This window comes from Crocosphaera watsonii WH 8501, from assembly GCF_000167195.1.
Taxonomy (GTDB): Bacteria; Cyanobacteriota; Cyanobacteriia; order Cyanobacteriales; family Microcystaceae; genus Crocosphaera; species Crocosphaera watsonii.
This window is the reverse complement of sequence record NZ_AADV02000001.1, coordinates 524322-542161: the sequence shown is the minus strand read 5'-3', so window position 1 is coordinate 542161 and position 17840 is coordinate 524322. Positions and strand designations below refer to the sequence as shown.

General features: G+C 36.9%; 17 protein-coding genes. 8 read left to right on the top strand and 9 right to left on the bottom strand.

The window, feature by feature from the left end:
* Window positions 1-35 precede the first annotated feature (35 nt).
* Window positions 36-320, bottom strand: coding sequence for an RNA recognition motif domain-containing protein (locus tag CWATDRAFT_RS02705; protein WP_007303545.1), 285 nt, complete (start codon window positions 318-320; stop codon window positions 36-38).
* Between the two features lie 207 nt (window positions 321-527).
* Window positions 528-4049 carry an AAA-like domain-containing protein gene (locus CWATDRAFT_RS02700; protein WP_007303544.1) on the bottom strand — a complete coding sequence of 1174 codons (3522 nt, stop codon included), beginning with the start codon at window positions 4047-4049 and terminating at the stop codon, window positions 528-530.
* Window positions 4050-4222: 173 nt separating this feature from the next.
* Between CWATDRAFT_RS02700 and CWATDRAFT_RS02695 the strand changes: the two genes are divergently transcribed.
* A complete protein-coding gene (locus tag CWATDRAFT_RS02695; RefSeq protein ID WP_007303543.1) occupies window positions 4223-5776 on the top strand; it encodes a hypothetical protein in 1554 nt (517 codons plus the stop codon).
* A 3-nt stretch (window positions 5777-5779) separates the two neighbouring features.
* On the opposite strand, the gene CWATDRAFT_RS02690 is transcribed toward CWATDRAFT_RS02695, so the two are convergent.
* Window positions 5780-6316, bottom strand: coding sequence for a hypothetical protein (locus CWATDRAFT_RS02690; protein WP_007303542.1), 537 nt, complete (start codon window positions 6314-6316; stop codon window positions 5780-5782).
* A 44-nt stretch (window positions 6317-6360) separates the two neighbouring features.
* Window positions 6361-7869: a 4-alpha-glucanotransferase gene (gene malQ, locus CWATDRAFT_RS02685; protein WP_007303541.1), complete on the bottom strand. Its 1509-nt coding sequence runs from the start codon at window positions 7867-7869 to the stop codon at window positions 6361-6363.
* A 241-nt stretch (window positions 7870-8110) separates the two neighbouring features.
* On the opposite strand from malQ, the gene CWATDRAFT_RS02680 reads away from it, so the two are divergent.
* The 4 genes from CWATDRAFT_RS02680 to CWATDRAFT_RS40935 all read left to right on the top strand — a co-directional run bounded on the left by CWATDRAFT_RS02680 (window position 8111) and on the right by CWATDRAFT_RS40935 (window position 11979).
* The gene (locus CWATDRAFT_RS02680) at window positions 8111-8662 is read left to right on the top strand and encodes a photosystem I assembly protein Ycf4 (protein WP_007303540.1); all 552 of its coding nucleotides are present in this window, start codon (window positions 8111-8113) and stop codon (window positions 8660-8662) included.
* 47 nt (window positions 8663-8709) lie between these two features.
* Entirely contained in the window at window positions 8710-9429 is a 720-nt protein-coding gene (locus tag CWATDRAFT_RS02675) for a peptidylprolyl isomerase (protein ID WP_007303539.1), read from the top strand.
* Between the two features lie 98 nt (window positions 9430-9527).
* Complete coding sequence (gene ppk1, locus CWATDRAFT_RS02670; protein ID WP_007303538.1) at window positions 9528-11702, top strand: polyphosphate kinase 1; 2175 nt, start codon at window positions 9528-9530, stop codon at window positions 11700-11702.
* 142 nt (window positions 11703-11844) lie between these two features.
* Complete coding sequence (locus tag CWATDRAFT_RS40935; RefSeq protein ID WP_268742135.1) at window positions 11845-11979, top strand: hypothetical protein; 135 nt, start codon at window positions 11845-11847, stop codon at window positions 11977-11979.
* Here the strand turns inward: CWATDRAFT_RS40935 and CWATDRAFT_RS02665 are convergent.
* The 5 genes from CWATDRAFT_RS02665 to CWATDRAFT_RS02650 all read right to left on the bottom strand — a co-directional run bounded on the left by CWATDRAFT_RS02665 (window position 11963) and on the right by CWATDRAFT_RS02650 (window position 16048).
* The gene (locus CWATDRAFT_RS02665) at window positions 11963-12604 is read right to left on the bottom strand and encodes a transposase (RefSeq protein WP_007303537.1); all 642 of its coding nucleotides are present in this window, start codon (window positions 12602-12604) and stop codon (window positions 11963-11965) included. The genes CWATDRAFT_RS40935 and CWATDRAFT_RS02665 overlap by 17 nt on opposite strands.
* Before the next feature lie 64 nt (window positions 12605-12668).
* On the bottom strand, window positions 12669-13250 hold the full coding sequence (locus CWATDRAFT_RS02660; RefSeq protein ID WP_007303067.1) for a helix-turn-helix domain-containing protein: 582 nt from the start codon (window positions 13248-13250) through the stop codon (window positions 12669-12671).
* Window positions 13251-13292: 42 nt separating this feature from the next.
* Complete coding sequence (locus tag CWATDRAFT_RS38150; protein WP_007303536.1) at window positions 13293-14228, bottom strand: tetratricopeptide repeat protein; 936 nt, start codon at window positions 14226-14228, stop codon at window positions 13293-13295.
* On the bottom strand, window positions 14229-15620 hold the full coding sequence (locus CWATDRAFT_RS38145; protein ID WP_007303535.1) for an NB-ARC domain-containing protein: 1392 nt from the start codon (window positions 15618-15620) through the stop codon (window positions 14229-14231).
* A gap of 2 nt (window positions 15621-15622) precedes the next feature.
* Window positions 15623-16048 carry a hypothetical protein gene (locus tag CWATDRAFT_RS02650; RefSeq protein WP_007303534.1) on the bottom strand — a complete coding sequence of 142 codons (426 nt, stop codon included), beginning with the start codon at window positions 16046-16048 and terminating at the stop codon, window positions 15623-15625.
* Between the two features lie 266 nt (window positions 16049-16314).
* Between CWATDRAFT_RS02650 and CWATDRAFT_RS02645 the strand changes: the two genes are divergently transcribed.
* The 3 genes from CWATDRAFT_RS02645 to CWATDRAFT_RS02635 all read left to right on the top strand — a co-directional run bounded on the left by CWATDRAFT_RS02645 (window position 16315) and on the right by CWATDRAFT_RS02635 (window position 17796).
* Window positions 16315-16614: an antitoxin gene (locus CWATDRAFT_RS02645; RefSeq protein ID WP_007309100.1), complete on the top strand. Its 300-nt coding sequence runs from the start codon at window positions 16315-16317 to the stop codon at window positions 16612-16614.
* A 6-nt stretch (window positions 16615-16620) separates the two neighbouring features.
* Complete coding sequence (gene vapC / locus CWATDRAFT_RS02640) at window positions 16621-16968, top strand: type II toxin-antitoxin system tRNA(fMet)-specific endonuclease VapC (protein ID WP_231586019.1); 348 nt, start codon at window positions 16621-16623, stop codon at window positions 16966-16968.
* A 351-nt stretch (window positions 16969-17319) separates the two neighbouring features.
* Window positions 17320-17796 carry a hypothetical protein gene (locus CWATDRAFT_RS02635; RefSeq protein ID WP_007303531.1) on the top strand — a complete coding sequence of 159 codons (477 nt, stop codon included), beginning with the start codon at window positions 17320-17322 and terminating at the stop codon, window positions 17794-17796.
* Window positions 17797-17840 lie beyond the last annotated feature (44 nt).

The window sequence follows — 17840 nt, the reverse complement described above, 5'->3', positions numbered from 1 at the left end:
TAAGGAAACTATAGATACTTTTTAGTCGGATCTTACTAAGAAAAACTTTTCTGCTTAGGAAAACTTCCACCTTTGTTCTCACGAGGTTTTGCTTTGTTGACTCTCATCTGTCTTCCTAGCCATTCAGCACCGTCTAGCTCTTCGATGGCGGCCGTTTCTTCGTCATCGTTGTCCATTTCTACAAAACCAAATCCTCTAGGTTTTCCTGTTTCACGATCTGTGGGCAGGGAAACTCGTTTAACCGTACCATAATCGCCGAAAACCTCTGTTAAATCCTCAGGGGTTACATCATAAGATATATTGCCTACATAGATTGTCATGGGATATCTCCAAAATTAGTTATAGGGTTACGAGAGAATCAACTAAAATTTCGGAAACCCACCAGGCGATGTAGACAGGAAAGAACCAATTACTAATCATAACCAATGCTGAAACCGAACTCGAAAAACTCTCAATCATTTATACCCTAACATAGCCTGGTCAACTTGGGCAGTGTAAACCCCTATATTTTGTAACAAAATGAAATATTAATATTGAGTTAAGGGTTTTTTGGCATCATTTGAATGAGGACAACTGGATAATTTAGGCTGCTCAGAGGGATGGCTAATTAAATAATCTTTTAACCAATGACATCCCTGCTCTAAAAGTGAACTTAAGCGAACAAATTCTGATTCTAGAGGCCACATTTTTACTGTACCATCTCTAGCCACTGTCAGTATGGTTTGATTATCGGGGGTAAATTTGACACTTTCCAGGGATTCTTGATAACCTTTCATCTTTGTATGTAGTTTTCCTTCTCGATCCCATAATCTTACTGTTCCATCTTGAGAAGCGGTGACAAAATACTCTCCATCAGAACTAAAATTCACACGGGAAATAGGAAATAAATCGCTTTTTAATGTGGTAATCAATTCTCCTTTTGAGTCCCATAACTTGATAGTGCTATCTTCCGATGCTGTGGCTAAATAGTTGCTATTTGGAGCAAAACTCAACCAATTAACCCTCTCTTGGTGTCCAGATAATAATCGTTCTAAATTCCCTTGCTTATCCCAGACTTTGACGGTTTTATCGGCGGATGCAGTGGCTATTTTGGTACTGTTTTGATTAAAAACAATATGGTTGATGGTATCTTCATGAGCTTGAAATTTTTTAATTAATTGATAGGGCTGCTTTTCTAAATCCCATAGTTCCACTTCTCCCGAACGATTTGCCAGGACTAACTTTTTGCTATCAGAACTAAAATCAAGGCTATAAATTCTCACCTTATTATCCCTCAAATTTCCCAATAAATTCCCTTGTAAATCCCATATTTTTACCACCCCATTATTAGCAGTTGTAGCCATTATTTGCCCATTGGGAGCGATACGAATGGCATTAATTCCACTACCATGCGCCTCAAATTTTTCTAGATTTTTTCCCTGTAAATTCCAGGTATAAACCTGACCCCTTTCATCGGCGATCGCTAAGAATTTACCATCCTCAGAAAAGTCAGCACTGGTAACATAACTATCTAAGGTATTAAACCCATTATTTAGAGTTTGTTTAACAGCCCACAATTTAACCTTGCCATCACTGGAAGCGGTAGCTAATTCTGTGCTTTGATAATTCAAAGCCACATCATAAATAGGATCTTGGTGACCTTTTAAAACTGTTATCTCTTCTCCCTCTGTACTCCAAAGTCTAGCGGTTCCATCACTCGAACCACTGGCTATTAAGTTGCCGTCTTGACTAAAGACAACACTATTGACCAATTCTTGATGACCGTTCAAATTTAAGGTCAAATTTCCCTGTTTATCCCAAATGTAAATGGTTCCATCCCTAGCCCCTGCGGCGATACGTTGACTATCGAGACTAAAACTAATACTAAACAAAGGTGTTGCCTTTTCCTGTAAAGTTTTCCTTAAATTTCCTTGACTATCCCATAACTTGGCGGTTCCATCCCGTGAGGCCGTAGCAATATATTGACCATCGGGACTAAAAGCAACGTCATCCACGGATTTCTTATGACCTTTCAACACTAAGAGGGAATTTCCTTGTTTATCCCAAACTCTGGCAGTATTATCCCGTGAAGTGGTGGCAAGACGTTGACCATCTGGACTAAAGGTAACACTATAAACCGAAGCATCATGACCCTTAAGCAAGGCCAGTTGTTTCCCTTGTAGGTTCCACACCCTAGCAGTATCATCCTGGGCCGCAGTGGCCAGGGTTTGGCTATCGGGACTAAAAGCTACCCCATAAATATTACCTTCGTGGCCCCTTAAAACAGCTTTTTGTTGCCCTTGTCGGTTCCATAAACGAATGGTTCCATCACTGGAAGCGGTGGCTATCCATTGACCATCACGACTAAAGGTAACACTATTAACCGCATCTTGATGGCCGATTAATTTATTTTTTTCTTGGATACGGTTAAGAATTTGTTCTAGAGCAGAAATAGGGCTAGTGGCGGGATAATCTTCTAAAAGTCGTTGATCTTTGACAATAGTTTTTAATTCTTGATTAGCTTCTATTGCTGATACTAAGCCGTCTAATTGTTCAAATTCAAATTGTCGCCAAGCACTATCTCCACTTCGCTCTAGTTGAGTACCTATTTGGGCTTCTCTTTGCTTCTGAAAGGCTATCCTAGCTTGAGTAAATGCAAAAGTTGCACCTACTACAGAAACCCCTAAAATTGTCATGCCTAAGCGGATCATTCGTTGAGCTTTTTGGTTCGCTCTGGTTAAAATCTCATTAGCTTTTTGTTGAGCTTTGAGATTAATTTCTGCTTCCCGTTTATCTAAGTTTTGACTTTCGGTTAAAAATCGATAATCAAGATCACTCAAGCTTTTATCCATTGCCCAACTTAGAGCATCTTTGAGAAGTTTACCTCTTAATAAGCGAGAATCGTCTTCATAATTAGAATTCATCCAACCTGTTAACATTTCAGAATAAGGTCTAATCTTTTCTAATTCTTTTTTTACCCATTCTTCATTAAATACAGATTGATATATTTTATTATAAGCAACTAAGTTGCCATCTTTTTTAACCACCAAACCAGATAATCTTAATTCTGTTTGTTCCGAACTCTCATCACTTTTTAAGAAACCCTCTTGCAAGATTTGTTGATACATACCTAACAGTCTTCCTGCTCTTTTTTCCTGCCTAAAAATTCGCTCTCTAATGGTTTTTAGATGCACGGGTTCATCGTGGGATTCCCAATTTTCAACAATAAACTCTCTGATGAGTTTATTGACCCATTCTTTTTCTTGACCAGCAGGAATAATCTTACCTTGAGTTAACAGTAAATCACAAACTTTTTGGGTTAAAAAAGGTTGCCCCCCTGTCCAGTCTAAAATTGTCTCAAGAACCTTTTGAGGATGGTCAGTAATAGAAGTTAAACCGGGGGCTAAGGGTTCTATTTCTTTTGAAGTAAATCCAGTTAATTCAATAGGAAAGCCAATATTAAAAGGGGTTTGGGTTTTATCTTGAATTAAATCTGTTGGGGTAGCAACTCCAAATAAAGAGAATACTAATCTATTAAATTTAGGGTTTTCTGCCCTTTGATTATAAAAGAAACGGATCACGGAAAAAAAATCATCTAGAGAAAAATTCAAGCTGAGAATCTTATCAATTTCATCGATAAAAATATAAACCTTTTCTCCGAGACAATGAACCAGTAATACCTCTTCTAAAAACTCACTAAATTTTTGAATACCTGATAATTCTTCTCGTTCTCTGAGCCAAACTTTTAAGTTAACTTTGCCAATTAAATTAAACCCTAAAAATAATTGGGTGATGATACCGCTATACCATTGTTTTTGACTAATATCACTGCCTAAACTGGTAATATCAACAGAAGCACAACTCATTCCTTTTGCTTGTAGTTGGTGCATTGCACGTACTCTTAAACTTGATTTTCCCATTTGACGACAGTTAAAAACATAGCAAAATTTACCTGCTGTTAAAGCGGTTAAAAGGGTTTGATCTGCTTGTCTTTCTACATAAGTAGGATGAGCAAAACCTAGACTTCCACCCACTTTATAGCTATAGGATTTTTGAATATTTGCAGTCATTCTTAATATTGAGTTAGTGACAGAGTATGAGAACTAAGATGAAGAAATAGCTAACTTATCATCTCAGTCAGATATCTCTTACTATAGTAATAAAAGTCTAGACTTCCTAGACAAATGAGAAAGTTCCTTTATAATAACTTTAGTAAAATTTTTATAGGTGGTGTGATTTCTCTATGACAATAACAAAAGTGTCTCCAGGATCTCAAACAAAATTCTTGCGCCCCCGTCTTTGGTTTGAGAAAATTATGGCCTCGATAGTCTTAGCCAATTATATATTAGTAATTTTTGATTTAAGTTATATTCCTTTGCGAGATTTTTTGATACAGGAGAGAATTACCTGGTCCATAAAAATTGGTACATTTGAAAGAGAAATTACTCTACTACCTATACCTAGTCGTTTATCACAATTAATTACTCAGTACGATATTATCAAAGGCATTGAGCCTTATCGAGATACTGATCAATATTTACGAAGAGTAGAAGATTTGAATGAAGCTGTTAATCAGCTTATCAGTCAACAAGCATTTACGGATTCTAATTTAACAGAAACAAAAGAAACTCAGCAAAATATTGATGAAATCCTAGTTGATCTCCGTCAAAGAAGTGTGGAAATGGTCAAACAAAATCCCTTTCAAATAGCTAATAAAACAGGGACATTAGAACGCATTAAAAATAAGATTCGAAGACACGTCTTTGATAACCCAGAAAGTTCGGCAAAAGATTCTTTTAGGAAGTTTTGGAGTGCTAAAAATTTCCAGCAAAATGGTTGGCGAAATGAACTAGATTTTTTTGACCAAGAGATTGCCCCTTTAATTGCAACTAACTACTTTCGTCCTGTGGGAGAAAGTGGGGAACCTTTTGATAATTTTGGTTTAATTGATACCCCTTTCTTTCTGTTATTTTTGACAGGATTTTTAGCAAGAACATGGTTCATTAGCCGTCGTCATGCTGGGGTTAGTTGGTTCGATGCTACCTTATGGCGTTGGTACGATATTTTCTTGCTTATCCCTATATTTCGTTTCCTAAGAATTATTCCTTTAACTATTCGTTTAGACCAGGCAAAGTTAATTGATTTCAAAGCAATTAAAAAACAAGCAAGTCAAGGATTTGTAGCAGGAATTGCCCAAGATATTACAGAAGTTGTTATTATTCAAGTTGTGGATCAAGTTCAAGGAACTATTAATAATGGAACCATTCGTGAAGTTCTAATTAAACAAAATACCACGCAATATATTGATATTAACGATGTTAATGAGACTTCAGAATTAGTGAAACTCATGGCTAATTTAATTATTAATAAAGTTATTCCTGAAATTCGTACCGAGGCAGAGGAATTTTTACGCTATAATGTAGACAAGGCGTTAACCCAAACCCCTGCTTATCAAGGCTTAGAAAACGTGCCAGGGGTTAAAGTAATGCAAAGCCAACTAACAGAAAGATTAGTGTCTCAACTGTATCAAGGGTTATCCGTTGGACTGCAAGGACTATTAATAGAAGATCCAGACTTTGATCGACTATTAGAAAAGTTGGTTGAGAAATTTAGTAAATCTTTAGGAAGCGAATTACAAGCAGAACATAGTATTGAACAAATTGAATCTTTACTCAATGATCTATTGGAAGAAATTAAGATAAACTATATTCAAAATCTCTCCCAAGAAAATATTGAGAACATTCTAGAACAAACTCGCGCCCTTCGCCAAGAGAAACCTCTGACTCAGTACAAATAAAAGTTATTGCAACTGGTAATAACCCAGTAATCCTAAAGTAAACCCACCTAAACAAATGATGATTAAGAGAAACATAACTAGCCATTGAGGATACCCTAGTTTTTGTAACTCTAGTTTAGCTAAAATAGCAGCAGAAAGTAACAAAAGAATGCGGGAAAAATCCCCAATCCAACGCAGCATGACGACTGCCACAAACGACCATAATAACACTGCGATAATAGCTTTATTATCCGATTTAAAGCTACTACCAAAAACAATGGTGATGATAGCGACAGGAGCGGCTAAACTAGCGGTTATTAGTAAAACGACTCCTGCTGCTAGAAGATGAAGCAGCAAGAAGATTACTTCATCCTTTAAAACCCATCCCCAAGCTTCCCCTTGGTTAGCTAACCAATGACTCCAGGCGATCGCAGAACTACCTACATACCAGCCAAAAGTGCTATAAGTCACCATAACAATGGCTAAACAAAAGAAAGTAAAGCCGATGAACTTTCCTCTGCTCTCCTTGTCATCAACAGAGCGTTCAGGTGAAAAACCCATAGATAGACCGATCCTGTCTCTTTACTGCTATTACATTCTAGACATTAAGAAGGAAGTCTTCCGTATAATTGGGTCATTTGATGCAAATATTCTGTTAATTTTGGGGTCAACATTTCCTGACGATATCGCCATTCCCAGTTACCAGCAGCTAAACCTGGGGTATTCATACGACAATCACTTTCTGAACCCAAAATGTCCTGTAAAGGGAACACCGCTTGATTCGCTACCGAACTCATAGCGCAAGCAACTAAGCTCCAGTGTATCCCTTGAGGAGAAATACCATCCAAATAATTTGTTACCCTCGTTCGTTGTTCAAAATTTCGTTCAGCAAACCAGCCAACGGTTGTGTCATTGTCATGGGTTCCTGTATAAACCACACAATTACGATTGTAATAATTGTAGGGCAAGAAAGGATTAGACCGATCCGAATCAAAAGCGAAGTGTAATATCTTCATCCCTGGAAACTCATACCTATCCCGCAAAGCTTCCACTTCGGCGGTGATCACCCCTAAATCTTCGGCGACGATGGGTAAGGTTCCCAATGTTTCCTTGAGACAGGCAAAAAGGTCATTTCCTGGAGCTGGTAACCATTGGCCATTTATAGCAGTCTTTTCCCCTTTAGGAACGGCCCAATAGCCTTCAAACCCTCGGAAATGGTCAACCCTAACCACGTCATAGTATTCTAAAGTCCCTCTAAACCGTTCAATCCACCAACTGAAACCCGTTTCCTTAAGTCTTTGCCAGTTATAAACGGGATTGCCCCATAATTGACCAGTTTCACTAAAATAATCCGGGGGAACACCTGCCATTAAGTTCACTTCTAAAGTTTCCGAGTCAACACAGAAAATATCAGGATGAGACCAAACATCTGCGCCATCGTAGGCCACATAGATAGGAATATCCCCAAAAATCTTGATGTTGCGGTCATTGGCGTATTTTTTTACCCGTTTCCACTCACGCACAAATTCAAACTGTAAAAACTTGTGATAAAAAATTGCCTCTGCATACTTAGTCCCATAAGCTTGTAAGGCGTGATGTTCCCGTTTAGCAATGTCTCGATCCCATTCGGACCATGCTTTTTCAGGGTTATCGTCATGAATAGCCATAAATAAGGAATAATCATCTAACCAATAGGTATTACTCTGGCAAAATTGGTCAAACTGTCCTCTTAGTTCGTGGAAATTGCCATTTTTAAAGGTATCACTTGCTTTTTTTAGTAAGGGTAACTTATGCTTAATGACTAAATCGTAATCAACTCGATCATCTGGTAGAGTTGGATAAGCATCTAAGTCAGCTTTGGTAAGTAAACCATCTCCACAGAGAATATCTGGACTAATTAATAGAGGGTTGCCAGCAAAAGCCGAATAGGATAGATAAGGAGAATTGCCAAATCCTGTGGGTCCCAAGGGTAAGACTTGCCATAAATTTTGCCCACTAGCTGCTAAAAATTCAATGAAGCGATAGGAACTTTCACCTAAGTCACCAATACCAAAGCGACTGGGTAAAGAGGTTGGGTGCAACAAAATCCCACTGGCTCTTTGATAAAATGTCATGAATGCTTATGCCTTGTATGAGGTGTAACGATACTCTGCAGATAGTATTATAAGGCATTGGTGAATAGTGAATAGTTAAGGATTTGAGCCTTTGTAATACTTCTTAATAAATAGAAGTAAATGGGTTTTAAACCCAAAGCTTGGTGAAGGTTAACTGGTGAGAAATAACTTAATTAGTTATTCAAAACAATGATACAATGGGGCGGATACTATCTAGGAAAATTGAACAAAAGCAGCGGCCATGACAAGCGATCGCCTCATTTTTCGTCAAGACGTTCTCGGTTCTCGTCGCTTCAGTAATTACTGGTGGGCGGCAGTTTCCTCCATTGGCGGTATTGGTTTCCTTTTAGCAGGAATTTCGAGTTATTTACAAACCAACCTACTCATTGTTAGCGACACCTCCTCCCTACAATTCATACCTCAAGGAGTTGCCTTACTGTTCTATGGAATAGCCGGATCTCTTTTGGCACTTTATCAATGGTTTACGGTCATTTTGAATATTGGGGGTGGTTACAACGAATTCAATAAACAAACCAACAAACTAACAATTTTTCGCTGGGGGTTTCCTGGCAAGAATCGTCGAGTTGAATTTACTTGTCCCCTAGAAGATGTACAAGCAGTTAAAGCGGACATCCAAGAAGGGTTAAATACCAAGAGAAAACTTTATCTACGGGTTAAACAAAAACGAGACGTTCCCCTAACCCGTGTAGGCGTACCCATGTCCCTCTCTGAACTGGAAAACGAAGGAGCGGAGTTAGCTAGTTTCTTAGGAGTTCCCCTGGAAGGGTTATAAGACTTGAGAAACAGAAAAACTGATAATTGATAACTGAGAAAATATCCATGAGAAACCCCAAAAAACGCTGGTTAAACATTTTAGTCTGTCTGCTCCTAGTTTCTGGGTTGATGATAACTGGGTGTTCTGATGCTCCTAGCAACTCCGAAACCATATCCAGTGCTAATACAACGGACAATGAACAAATCTCTTTTCCCAGATTAGAGGGTAATGCTGTGGTACAAATGACTATTAAGGGTTCCCCTGTTACCATCGAAATTAAAGGAGAAGATGCTCCTATTACCGCCGGAAACTTTGTGGATCTAGTTGAAAGAGGCTTTTATGATGGGTTGATCTTCCATCGTGTGGTTACAGATCCAAAACCCTTTGTGGCCCAAGGAGGAGATCCCAAAGGAAACGGAACGGGGGGGTTTATTGACCCTGACACCCAACAAGAACGACGTATTCCTTTAGAAATTAAGCTAAAAGGAGACGAAACACCCACCTACAGCAAAGCATTGGGTCAACAGGGAAGCGGTACAGTGGCCTCTCAACCAGTAGTCCTCAAGCACGAACGGGGAGCAGTGGCCATGGCTCGTTCAGGAATGCCCGACTCAGCTTCCTCTCAATTCTATTTTGCCTTATCAGATTTAGAATTTCTTAATGGAGACTATGCTGTATTTGGAAAAGTGACTCAAGGAATGGATGTGGTAGATGCCATTAAACAAGGCGATCGCATTGACTCGGCTAAAGTGGTATCAGGGTTAGAAAATTTGAAGAAAGAATAACATTTTTTTCTTAACCTCATAATAAAGCTCTCGATGATAATTTAAGCTAAAATCGAGAGCAATTACTATTATATCTAGCTGCATAAATACTTGGAACTATGGCACAGGCAAAAGTTAAAGAAGACAATATCAATCTTAAAGATCCCCAATACTATTTTAATCGTGAATTGAGTTGGTTAGAATTCAATCATCGTGTTTTAAACGAAGCGTTAGATAGTCGGACTCCTTTGTTAGAAAGACTGAAGTTTGCCGCCATTTTTAGTTCTAACCTAGACGAATTTTTCATGGTTAGGGTTGCTGTATTAAAGCAACAACTTAAAGCAGGTGTAAGAAAGTTAAGCGCCGATGGAAGAAGCCCTTTAGAACAATTAAAAGCTATTAGCGATCGCCTTCGTCCTTTAGTGAAAGATCAAGATCATCTTTTTGAATATACCCTGAGAAATTTATTAATTAATCAAGGCATTTATTTAATTAATTATGTAGACTTAGATCAAGAACAAAGGACTTATTTACATCAGTATTTTGAAGATAATATTTTTCCTGCTTTAACCCCCTTAGCAGTTGATCCTTCTCACCCTTTCCCCTACATTTCTAATCTTAGTTTAAACTTGGGGGTGGTGGTTCGTGATCCTGATACAGAAGAAGAACATTTTGCAAGGGTAAAAGTACCTGGAGTTTTGCCTCGTTTTGTGGCACTCCCCCCAGAATTAAGACATCAAGAAGACGAGCAAACAGCTATTTGGACGGGGGTTCCTTTAGAACAAGTTATTGCCCACAATCTTGAGGCATTATTTCCTGGGATGATTGTGCAAGAGTGTCATGGTTTTCGAGTGACAAGAAATGCAGATTTCTCCGTGGAAGAAGACGAAGCAGATGACCTACTTTTGGCCATTGAACAAGAGTTAAGAAAAAGACATATTGGTAAGTCTGCGGTAAGATTAGAAATTCATGCAGCGACCCCTGAACCCATCAGAAAACAACTGATAGAAGATTTAGGCTTAGAGGAAATTGATGTCTATGATATCGAGGGTTTATTAGGATTAAAAGACCTATTTTATTTTATGTCTCTTCCTTGTCCAGACTTGAAAGATAAATCCTGGAGCGCAGTAGTTCCCCCTAAATTACAACGTATAAAAGAGATTATAGATGGTAACGATGACGGGAAAATTCAACAGGATGGAGAGGATATTTTTTCTCTAATTCGTCAGGAGGATATTTTAGTTCATCATCCCTATCAATCTTTTAGTGCTTCTGTGCAACAATTTATTACTCAAGCTGCTTATGATCCCGATGTTTTAACTATTAAAATGACTCTCTATAGAACGTCAGGAGATTCACCCATTGTTAATGCTTTAATTGCTGCTGCTGCTAATGGGAAACAAGTGGCTGCTTTGGTGGAATTAAAAGCTAGATTTGATGAAGAAAATAACATTATTTGGGCCCGTCGTTTAGAACAATCAGGGGTTCACGTTGTTTATGGATTGGTGGGATTAAAAACCCACACAAAAATTATTTTAGTTGTGCGTAAAGAAGGAGAGAAAATACGTCGTTATGTTCATATTGGCACGGGTAATTATAATCCTAAAACTGCTAAATTGTATACGGATTTAGGTCTATTAAGTTGTCGAGAGAAATTAGGGGCAGATTTAACGGATTTATTCAACTTTTTAACTGGTTATTCTCGACAAAAATCCTATCGTAAATTGTTAGTTGCTCCTGTTAATATGCGCGAGCGCATGGTTTCTATGATTAATCGAGAAGCAGAACATTGTCGCAATGGAGGGAGTGGTCGTATTGTGGCAAAAATGAATTCTTTAGTAGATCCACAAATCATTGCAACCCTTTATAAAGCTAGTCAAGCAGGGGTTAATATCGATTTAGTTATACGGGGAATTTGTTGTTTAAAACCCGGTATCAAGGGGGTGAGTGATAATATTAATGTTATTAGTATTGTTGGCCGTTTCTTGGAACATTCACGAATTTTTTACTTCCATAATGGGGGAGAAGAAGAGATTTATATTGGTAGTGCAGACTGGATGACTCGTAATCTTTCTCGTCGAGTTGAAGCGATCACCCCTGTAGAAGATCCGAAAATTGCTCAACAATTACAAGAAATTTTAGGGGTTATGTTAGCAGATAACCGTCAAGGGTGGGAATTACAATCCGATGGTAGTTATATTCAACGTCAACCTCAAAGCAAAGAGTATGAACAAAGTTCTCAAAAAACCTTTATGGAAATGGCGTTGCAATCTAGTGACATCCTCCCCAACTAACTGTAAGCACCTACTAAAAACCTATTAATATCTAACAATGTGTTGTCAGACTAACAGTTTTGGGGTAATTGCTCACCGCAATAAAGAATCTGTCTTGACAACATAAAGGTAAAATCGGGGATTTTTATGTATAGTGGGGGTTATGACCACAAATGCTACCATTGATTCAAAGCTAGTTAGAGCTATCGCCGATGAACAGTTGGCGAACAATGTCTTCATGATTGAGTGGCTAGTGCAGCTTAGCAAAAATAATCCACCAGTCACTTATGATCTTTAAAGCCCTTAAATTTCCAAACGAACGGCTTAGCAAAATGTTGATTAAAGTAATCAATAAAATTGAGAATTTTTTGGGATAGTTCTTCAGTTGAACGGACAGTAATTCTTTTGAGTAAACGCCTGACTAAGATCGAAAAACAACACTCAATTTGATTAAGCCACGATGTATGTTTGGGAATATAAACAAAGCGAATTCGATGAGATTCATCTGATAAAAAATCTGCTCTGCTGTCCATAGATTGCAAAATCCCCTCCTTTCCTTTTCTCCCCAAATCAATAGTAATTCCACAGCTTTCTGCTACTAATTTGACTAAGCTTTCCGATTTATGAGTGTTGAGTTGATCTACAATAAAAATCCATTCTGCTTTTTCATCAATCTTAATCGTTCTTTGGATATGTTCAGAAAAATCTTGTTCTGTTCTTGTCGGTCCAATAGAGGGACTAACAACTTTTCCTCTTGCCACATCCCAGTTCGCAATCAAGCTTAAAGTTCCGTGTCTTTCATATTCAAATTCGATTTTTTCTACTTGTTTAGGCTTGATTCTTTTGTTCGGAAATAATCTCTCAAGAGCTTGAATCCCTGTCATTTCATCTGTACTAATTAAATGAATTCCTTGTTCTAACAAAGTTTTAGCTTCTTGATGAAGTTCACAGATATATTTGACTTGCTTTTTAAATTTTAAGGGATCATCAATTTTGGCATTTAACCAGTAACGAACGAGATGTGGTTGTAATGTCGCTTCTTTTTAAAAAACGCCCCACACTACGGGGGGAAATCTTTTCGACAATTCCTCTTTTTATGGCTTCATCCGCCAACTCTGAAGGTGTCCAATGGCTCACTGGCCTGTCTGATTTTTCACATTCTTCACAAGCGATCTCTACAATCTGGACTACTTGTTCGACCGTAAAGGATTTTGTTGTTCCAGGTCTTGGGCGATCGCTTAAAATTCCTTTGATCAAGACCATTAATGCTTTCTCCGTTACCTGTTGTTCTTCGGCGGCACTCAGTTTTTCTCTCTCCTCAAACCATCGCGATCGCCACTGACGCACTTGTACTCGGTCTAATTCTAATCTTCGACTAATCGAACTATTGCTCTCTCCTGATGCTGCGGCTAAGATTAGCTTGGCTCGTCTAACAAGGCGATAGGGGTTTGTTGTCCCTCTCACTATTTGTTGGAGTACTGTTTTCTGTAGGTTGGAGAGGTTAATTGGCAATGCTTTTATCATGGACATCAACTTCGAGATTCTTCCGTTAGTTTCATTGAAACACATTGTCGTGGCTAGTCACGAAAGTTTCTGTAAAAATCTGGTGGATTACTTTCGCCAAGCTGCACTAGCAACATAGGGATGTTCCTCCCCTAACAGCTTTTTTCTCATAGCTAAAGCATCTACATACAAAGGTTCTGCTACTTCATATTTTCCTTGTGATTTGTACAGTGCTGCTAAATTATTCATACTATTAGCAACATCGGGATGCTCCTCCCCTAAAAGCTTTTTCATCATAGCTAAAGCATCTACATACAAAGGTTCTGCTACTTCATATTTTCCTTGTGATTTGTACAGTGCTGCTAAATTATTCATACTCAGAGCAACATCAGGATGTTCCTCCCCTAAAAGCTTTTTCCTCATAGCTAAAGCATCTACATACAAAGGTTTTACCACTTCATATTTTCCTTGTAAATCGTACAGTGCTGCTAAATTATTCATACTCAGAGCAACATCGGGATGTTCCTCCCCTAACAGCTTTTTCCTCATAGCTAAAGCATCTACATACAAAGGTTTTGCCACTTCATATTTTCCTTGTAAATCGTACAGTGCTGCTAAATTATTCATACTCAGAGCAACATCGGGCTGTTCCTCCCCTAACAGCTTTTTTCTCATAGCTAAAGCATCTACATATAGAGGTTCTGCTGCTTTATATTTTCCTTGTGGTTGGTACAGTGCTGCTAAATTATTCATACTCAGAGCAACATCGGGATGTTCCTCCCCTAAAAGCTTTTTCATCATACCTAAAGCATTGACGAAAAGAAGTTCAGCTGCTTTATATTTTCCTTGTGATTTGTACAGTGCTGCTAAATTATTGATACTACTAGCAACATCGGGATGTTCCTCCCCAAAACGCCGTTTACAAACCGATAAACAGTCTTTATCCCATTTTTCTGTTTCTTGATAATTGGTTTGTCCTTGATAAAATCTTCCCAGTCCGACAAACGGCCACTTAATATCTTCATCATCAATATTATCTCTCATTTATGTTGCTATCATCTCCAGATGAGGGACAGCAATGGTAAATTTATTAATATCATTTAAAGTTGGATCATAATCAATAGACTGAGCAACAGGAATCAAACTTTTACAAAATTTATGTTTTAATGCTTTTCTATCTTCTAACTCAATAAAATTACTCTTATCTGTATTATTTAACTTGCTTTTAAAGAAATAACTAATCAGGGGATGATAACTATATAAGGGTTTCGCCTTAGCATTTTCCTTACGATAATCTAGTAAACTTAAAAATGCAAGTTGGTATAAATGATTAATAATTAAATAATAGATAATACAAATTGCTTGTTTATTAGTTTGTTTACTGCTTTGTAAAAGATTGAAGTTTCGCAGTTCTTCGTCTCTTAATATTTCTAATTCTTCAATTTCCTCCTCTTCATCCTCATTAGGATATAAATGACTGAATTCTACCCATGACCAGTCAAATAATTCCGAACCAAATAAACTGAGATAACAGCCTAATTTTTTCCCTTCTGGTGATAGTTTTTCCCAAGATAATTCAAACGCAGAAGCAATTCCTAATTGCGCTGTCATATCTGCTTCATTATCTTTAGGATCTAATAATGCTCTTGCTTGTAATTGTTTTTTATTGAGTCGTTGTAAAGCTTTACGTAAAGTTAGATCCTCATAAATAATTAAATACCGTCCAACTAATTCTAATCCTAACGGTAAATAACCCAACCATTGACATAATTCTTGCGCTATTTCTAATTCATCATTAACCCTTTTTTCCCCAATAATTTGTTTTAATAAGTTTAAAGCTTCTGATGGTTTTAATACTTCTAATTCTAACTTTTGTAATCGTCCTAACTTCTGGCGACTGGTAACAATAACCTTAAACTTTTCATTTTTTGTTGGTAAACTATTCTTGATATTTTTGTAATTTTCTACATTATCAAAAATTACCAAAACATTCCCTTCTTGCCAATGACTCCAACAATATTGTAGACGTTCCTTGAGAGTATTTAAGTGATCAGGAATAATAACATTAACCGATGATTGAGCAAAAGAAATAATTTGTCCTGAAACATCACTATTGCTTCTATTTGCTTCTACCCAACAGATACCACCTTGATACTTTTGTTGATATCTGAGAGCATATTGTAGAGCTAATTCTGTTTTTCCCACACCTCCCATACCTATTACCGAAGTAATAGCTAATGGTTGATCATCGCTCAAAAGTTCATCAATTTTTTCTAACTCTTTTACCCTACCCATAAAAATCTCTGTCCCCGTATAAGGGATATTTTCAGGTATTCCAATTATCTTTTGAGGGGGTGCTAATGCTTCATTAATAGTAATTTGATCAGCATTATAAATCCTTCCTTTATTCCCAGTTTGCTCATAAGACTTATTCATAATTATTTTTCATTAATAGTAATTTGATCAGCGTTATAAATCTTTCCTTTATTTTGATTTTGTTGATACGCTTTTCCCCCATAAACGTTCATAATATTAGAACCTTCTCCTTCATTTTCTAATGCTTGATTAATCTCATCATAGAGACGCTGAACATCTTCTCTGAAGTCTTTATTTTGTCTAAGTTCACTTTCTAAATAAAATCGGATAGTTTCTAAATCTTTGTCTTCATCTGACTCCTTCTCTAACTCAGTTACAACTTGTGGGTTAGACTTTAATCTTTCTTTAACCATATCTGCTAATGTCTTAATCTTTTCAAGGGTTGCTTCCGTTGCTTTTTGAACCACTGTTGTTGAAGCAGTTGTAAAGACAAACCCCACAATAGATGTAGCTAAAACAGTTAAAGATATTGGTTCTACCATAATCATTGCATAAATTAATATATTGATTATTCTATCTTATTTAATCATTTCTTGGCCGAGTGAATATTTTTGTGAGCATAGTTATTCTCAATGTATATGTTAGATACCCGTAGCAGTGCATCGACATTGTAGGTTGGGCTCGGTACTCAACCCAACAATATTATGAATTATTTAATTACTTTAATTCTATTTTAATCTAGAAGAAAATGGGAAATTTTGTTTTAATTTCTGTTATTCCAGATACTGGGAAGTTAAATTGAATGGAGATAAATATGATTGAAGCTCTTAATAAAGTGATGACAAAACTTGAGCAGTTACCCGAGTCTGAACAAGAAAGAATTGCTAAAATAATTCTTAATGAAGTAGAAAAACAAGAGTTAACCGTCTCATCTTCTGCTTCTTTTTCTCTAGAAAATCAGCCCTTTGTGGGGATGTGGAAAGATAGAAAAGTTATCCCATCTCCTAAACCTACTACCTGGGAAGATTTTTTTGAAAAAACCCCTTTACCCTCAGAAGATTTTATGGAACAAAGAATTGATTTACCTCTTCAAACTAGAGAGGATTTATTCTAAATGTATATGTTAGATACTAACATTTGTATCTATATCATTAAAAAGCGTCCATCCACTGTATTAACTCCTTTTCAAGCGGTTGCTTCCGAAGATGTATATATTTCTGTGATGACTGTAGCTGAATTACAATATGGTGTGGATAAATCTAATGCTAAAAGTAAGAATCAAGAGATTTTAGATGATTTTATCTCACGCTTGCAAGTTTTACCATGGCAAGAAACAGCAGTACAATGCTACAGTAAAATTCGTAATTATTTAGAAGCAAAAGGGACTCCTATTGGTAACATGGATATGTTGATTGCAGCACATTGTCAAAGTCAAGATTATATCTTAGTTACTAATAATACTCGATAATTTGAAAGAATTCCCGACCTAAAAATAGAGAACTGGATCTAGTGCGCTCTTTAATACTTTAATTCTCTTTAAAATTTGATGGAATTCTGCGATCTTAGAAGATAATATATATATAACAATCAGGAATGATTCATGAGAACTTGGAGATCCCCCCTTTAGTTCCCCCCTTACAAAGGGGGGTTAGGGGGGATCAGAATTCACTTAATTCTCACAACTGATAACTGATTGCTATAGTTAGTCTAAATAAATAGTAAAAAATGTAGCACAAGCTTCTAGCTTGTAATATGCAGGATACCTGTGTTACTGTTCATCAATTATTTAGACTCGCTATAAATGATACAGCTTAACATTATGAATCAACTTTCTTGGTACGATGCGTCAGAAGAAGTAAAAGAACTATTAATATTAGCAACAGATAACTGGGAAAATAGCAGTTTAGCTGAACAATATATTAACCAAGCTTTGGAAAAAGCAGGGAATAATATGGACGTTTTGGTGGGAGCTTATCGTTTCTTTTTCTATAAAAATAAGACAGAAATTGCTCTAAAAATTGCTAGAGAAGTCTTAAGACTCATCGAAAAAAAAGAAAATTTACCTTTAAAATGGGAGCAACTACAGCCCATTTTAAAGGAGCGTCAAAAAGAAGCAAATATCAGACTTTATATCAATGCTTATGCCTGTCAAGGTTATATCTTAGCAAAAATGGGTCAAATTGAACAAGCAAAATTTATTACAGAACAAGTAAAAACTATTGATGAAAAAAGAGAATCTTGTGCTACAACTGTGTTTGAAGTATTAACAAAAGACCCCGATGATGATGATTATTAAATAATATAAATTTCAAAAAGTAGGGGTTAACGGCCGTTAACCCC